Source organism: Streptomyces panacea (assembly GCF_040560175.1).
GTDB lineage: Bacteria > Actinomycetota > Actinomycetes > Streptomycetales > Streptomycetaceae > Streptomyces > Streptomyces panacea.
The window spans coordinates 1-5095 of sequence record NZ_JARJHW010000297.1; the positions used below are offsets into that span (position 1 = coordinate 1).

A 5095-nucleotide genomic window follows, 5' to 3' on the forward strand; every position below is an offset into this window, starting at 1 on the left:
TTGCACGTCGTGCGGCCGAATGATCACATCCAGTTCGAGGGGACGCCGTTCTATCTGGCTGATCGTGCGGTGGTGTGGCCTCGGAACGGGGAGCCTCGGCGTGCCGCGGTGAGCGCGTTCGGCATGGGTGGGGTGAACGCCCATGTGATCGTGGAAGAAGCCCCTCCGGTGCCGGTGCGTGAATCGCGGGTGCAGGACTCGTATGTGGTGCGGGTGAGTGCGGCGGACGAGACCGCGCTCCGAACCCTCGCCGACTCCTACGCGGAAGCGCTGATCGACACCTCGGAGGAGGATCTCGGGGACTTCGCGTTCACCGCCAACACCGGTCGCGCCGCCCACCGTTATGGGGTGGCCGTGCGAGGCGCCGATGCCCGTGAACTCGCCGCCGGGCTGAAGGAAGTCGTAACGGGTCGCGGCACCCCGTCCCGGAAGGGCGGCAAGGCACAGCCTTCGGCCTTCATGTTTACGGGGCAGGGTTCGCAGTATGTGGGTATGGGGCGTGGGTTGTATGGGGTGGAGCCGGTGTTTCGGGCGGCGGTGGATGAGTGTGCGGGGTTGTTGGTCGGGCGTGTGGGTGTGCCGTTGGGGGAGTTGTTGTTCGGTGATGGGTCTGGGGGTGTGTTGGATCGGACGGGGTTTGCGCAGCCGGCGATTGTGAGTGTGCAGGTGGGGTTGGTGCGGTGGTTGGAGTCGGTGGGGGTGCGTCCGGATGTGGTGGTGGGTCACAGTCTGGGTGAGTTGACTGCGGCGTGGGTGGCGGGTGTGTTGGATCTGGGGGATTTGTTGGAGTTGGCGGCGTTGCGTGGGCGGTTGATGGAGTCGCAGCCGGGTGAGGGTGCGATGGCGGTGGTTCATGCGGACACTGAGGTTGTGGTGGCGGCTGTTGCTGATTGTCCGGGGGTGGAGGTTGCGGCGTTCAACGCGCGTCGATCGGTGACGGTCACGGGTCCGGCGGATGCGGTTTCCCGCTTCTGTGAGGGTTCGGGTTTGCGGACGCAGATGCTGGCGGTGAGTCATGCGTTTCATTCGGTGGCGATGGAGGGTGCGGTGGCGCCGTTTGTCGAGGCGGTGGCGGGCAGGTCGCTGTCGGCTCCGGTGATCGGGTTCGTGTCGGGTGTGACGGGTGGCTGGCATTCCGCCGGGACGGCTACCGATCCGGGTTACTGGGGGCGGGCTATTCGTGAACCGGTGCGTTTCTCCCAAGCTGTTAACACCCTGGCGGAGGTGGGTGCGGGATCGGTGTGGGAGATCGGTTCGCATCCCCAACTCACCTCGCTGGCCAAGGCGTCGTGGGGTGAGACACAACCGACGTGGCTGACCACGTTGCGTCGGGACCGCACCGACCAGGCCCAACTGCACGCGGCCGTCGGCGCGTACATCAACCAGACTTCAGCCGATCTGGACTGGGCCGGTCTGCACCCGGGCAAGGACCGGCGCACCACCACCATCCCCACCTACCCCTTCAACCGACAGCGGTTCTGGATCTCCTCCAGTCCGCCCGAGACCACGTCGAACCAGAAGAACGAGACGAAGAGGCACCTGAACCATGGCTAGCGAATACGGACTCAAGCGACACTTCAACGGCGACGCGGCACGCCTGATCGGCGACAGGATCCGCGCCGTACACCCCGAGTTCGACGTGGCGGGCTACGCGGCCGAGGTCGAGTCGCGCATCCCCGACAAAGAACTGAAGGACCGCGTCCTCGTCCTGGCCGAGGGCCTGCGCACCCGCCTGCCCGCCGACTACACCCGCGCCGTACCGATCCTCCTCACCGTCCTCGGCGACGAACTCGCCGAAGGGGAGGGCATGTTCAACTCCAGTTGGTTCCTCATGCCGGTCGCACGCTTCGTCGAGGAGTACGGCCTCGACCACCCCGACCTGTCGCTGGACGCCATCGAGGAGATCACCAAGCGGCACACGGGCGAGTACGCGATCCGGCCCTACCTCGAACAGCACTACGCGCCGACGATGGAGCGCGTCGCCCTGTGGGCACAGAGCCCGAGCCACAATGTGCGGCGCCTGGCGACCGAAGGAGTGCGCTCCCGGTTGCCCTGGGCGCGGACCCTGACCGTGTTCGTCAAGGACCCCCGGCCGGTACTGGAGATCCTCGAACCACTGCGCAGCGACCCGTCGGAGTATGTGCGCAAGTCCGTCGCCAACAACCTCAACGACATCTCCAAGGACGCCCCCGATCTCGCGCTCGCCACCGCACTGCGGTGGCTGGAGGAGAGCCCCACCCCCGAGACCAACTGGATCGTCAAGCACGGACTGCGCACCCTGGTGAAGAAGGGCGATCAGCAGGCCCTCGCCATTCTCGGGGCAACGGGCGGCGAGCATGTCCGCGTACCCCGGCTGAGCATCACCCCCCAGACGGTGACCATCGGGGACACCCTCGTCATCAGCTTCGACATCGAGAACACCGACGACCGGGCACACAGCATCACGATCGACTACGTGGTGCACCACGTGCGCAAGAACGGGCGCAGTATCCCGAAGGTCTTCAAGCTGGTCACCCTCGAACTCGCCTCCGGAGAGCGGCGGTCCCTGGAGAAGACCCACACGATCAGGGAGGTGCAGACCCGCCGGTACTACGCGGGTGAGCACACCGTCGACATTCAGGTGAACGGTCTCGTCCAGGCCACCGAGAGATTCGGCCTACTCACATGAACGGCGTCAGGTCCGTTCTCAGTGCTGCCGATCCGCTGGTCTCGCACCACCGGATCGGCGGCATCCCGGTCCTTCCCGCCGCCGCGCAGATCGACGCCATGCTGTCCGCGTGCGACGCCGGCCGCCCGGACTGCTGGTGGACCTTGGAGCAGATCGCCTTCCGCGTGCCGCTGCTGGTTGTGGGCCCCGAGGCGGAGATCGAGGTCCACACCGGCGAGGACGGCGGCTGCGCGGTCCGTTCCGTCCGGCCCGAACACGGCGTCCCGGTCGTCTACAGCACTGCCCGGGTCTCCGGCAGCCAGTTACCGCCGCCACGCTATGTGGATGTGGCCGCACTGAGGGCCGGGTGCACGGAGCAGGTGCCGCTGTCCGATGTGGCCGCGTGGCGCGAGGCGAGCGGGATCGCGTACGGGCCTGCGTACCAGGTGATCCGGTCGGCGCACCGGGGCCCGGGCCGGATGCTGCTGATGCTCAGGGCCGGTGGCGATTCGAACGCGGCGTCGGCTCCCCCCTTTGTACCGTCGGCGCTGCTCGACAGCGTCTTCCAGGCGCTCGGGATGCTCGACGGGGGTGCCGCCGGGGCGTGCCTGCCCTGGTACGTCGCCCGGTTGGTGGCCCGCCGCAGGATCTCCGGCACGGTGATCGCCCTGGTCGAGCGGGACGAGCCGGGCGACGCCGGGGGCAAGGGTGGTGCCGTACGGGGACGGGCCACGGTCTGCAATCAGCAGGGGGAAGTCCTGCTGGAGCTGGAACGCATCACCCTCAAGGCCGCCAAGCCCGTGGCGTCCGACGCGCCCGCGGCGTCGATCGCGTCCACCGCGTCGACCGCGTCCACCACCAAGGTCCCTTCGGTACCCGACGTCTCGGAACAGGGGCTGCCGGCGGTCTCGTTGATCGAGACCGTCGTCTGGCGGAAGGCCGACGTCGCCCCCGTACACCCGGCCGCGCCCGACGGTCCCGACGGACCCGATGGCCCCGACAGACCCGTGCTGATCGTGTCCACGCACGACCTCCCTCCACCGGGTGGTCGGCACGGCGTACACATGACGCCGGCGCAGCTGTCCGACGGGGGCCTCGACACGCTGCCGGCCGATGCCGCCTTCCGGGACGTCGTGTACGTGGCACCGCGCGGGCTGAGCGGCGAGGCGCAGGTGACGGAAGCCCTCCAGGGTGTCTTCACGCTGGTGCGCGGACTCGCGGCGCGTCCGCCGATGTCCGACCTGCTGATCGTCACCTCCGCCGCACACCGGGTGGCGGCGGAGGATGTCGTCGACCCGTTCATGACCGCACTGTGGGGCCTCGGCCGCACCCTGCGCGTCGAGTATCCCCGCGCCAGGGTCCGCCTGGTCGATCTCGGACCCGAGATCGCGATCGGCCCTGACGACGGTGACACCGCTGTCCTCCGGGAGGTGCTCGGACAGGACCGGCCGGAACTCGCCCTGCGCGACGACACCTGGTACGAACCCTCCGTACAGCCGCAGCACACGAGCACCACCGCCCCGGTGCGATACGACGGTGGCCGGTTCCTGATCACCGGCGGCATGGGCGGCATCGGCCTGCGCGTCGCGGAGTTCCTCGCGGACGCGGGCTGCGCGCATCTGACGCTGGTCGGGCGAACCGTGCCGAACAAGGGAGCGACCCGGGAACGCCTCGATCGACTCGGCGCGCGCTGCGACCTGACGGTCGTGGCGGCGGACGTCCGCTCACTTCGCGAGGAACTGGCCGGCGCCGCACGCTACGACGGGGTGTTCCACGCCGCCGGAGTCCTGCGTGACGGACTGGCGCGCAACCTCACGCCCGAGCAGGTCGACACCGTTCTCGGGCCCAAGGTCGGCGGCGTACACGCGCTCACCGACCTGGTGTCCGGGCACGAACAGCCGGGTTTCGTCGCCCTGTTCTCCTCGGTCGCGGCCGTACGGGCGAATCTCGGTCAGAGCGCCTACGCCGCGGCCAACGCCTATCTGGAGGGCTACGCCGCCCGCCAACGCGCCGAAGGCCGTACCTGGTACAGCCTCGGCTGGGGCCTGTGGACCGTCGGGATGGGGGAGACCATCGCCCCGAAGGCCGCCGCGCCCGGCATCCCGGCCCTCACCGCGGACGACGGCATCGACCTGCTCCGCATGGCCCTGGACCGACCCCCCGCGCACTACGTCCTGTCCGCCGCCGAAGCGAAGGATGCACCCATGACTGCTGTCACACCGGAATCCGGGCTGTGGCCGTCGCTCACCCACGCGCTCACGAACGTCCTGCATCTCGACGGCGTGTCCGCCGAGGACGACCTGCTGGAACTGGGCCTCGACTCGATGATGGCGGTCGAGCTGGCGGCGTCGCTGACCGCCGACGGGCTCGACATCGACCCCATGGTGTTCTTCGAGCACACCGACGTCGGCGCGCTGCTGGCCCACCTCGAATCCCTGCCGCGCACCG

General features: G+C 68.9%; 3 protein-coding genes. All 3 read left to right on the top strand.

The annotated features are described in order from the left end of the window. A partial coding sequence (locus P3L51_RS34850) for an acyltransferase domain-containing protein (protein WP_354609375.1) occupies positions 1-1554 on the top strand: 1554 nt, incomplete at its 5' end. Next, positions 1547-2668, top strand: a complete 1122-nt coding sequence (locus P3L51_RS34855) for a DNA alkylation repair protein (RefSeq protein WP_354609376.1) — start codon at positions 1547-1549, stop codon at positions 2666-2668. The genes P3L51_RS34850 and P3L51_RS34855, both read left to right, overlap by 8 nt. Beyond that, positions 2665-5095, top strand: a 2431-nt coding sequence (locus tag P3L51_RS34860) for an SDR family NAD(P)-dependent oxidoreductase (protein ID WP_354609377.1), incomplete at its 3' end; no start/stop codon positions are given. The genes P3L51_RS34855 and P3L51_RS34860, both read left to right, overlap by 4 nt.

Excerpts from the sequence above, each read along its gene's own strand:
- P3L51_RS34855 (WP_354609376.1), top strand. The coding sequence starts at position 1,547 with ATGGCTAGCGAATACGGACTCAAGCGACACTTCAACGGCGACGCGGCA.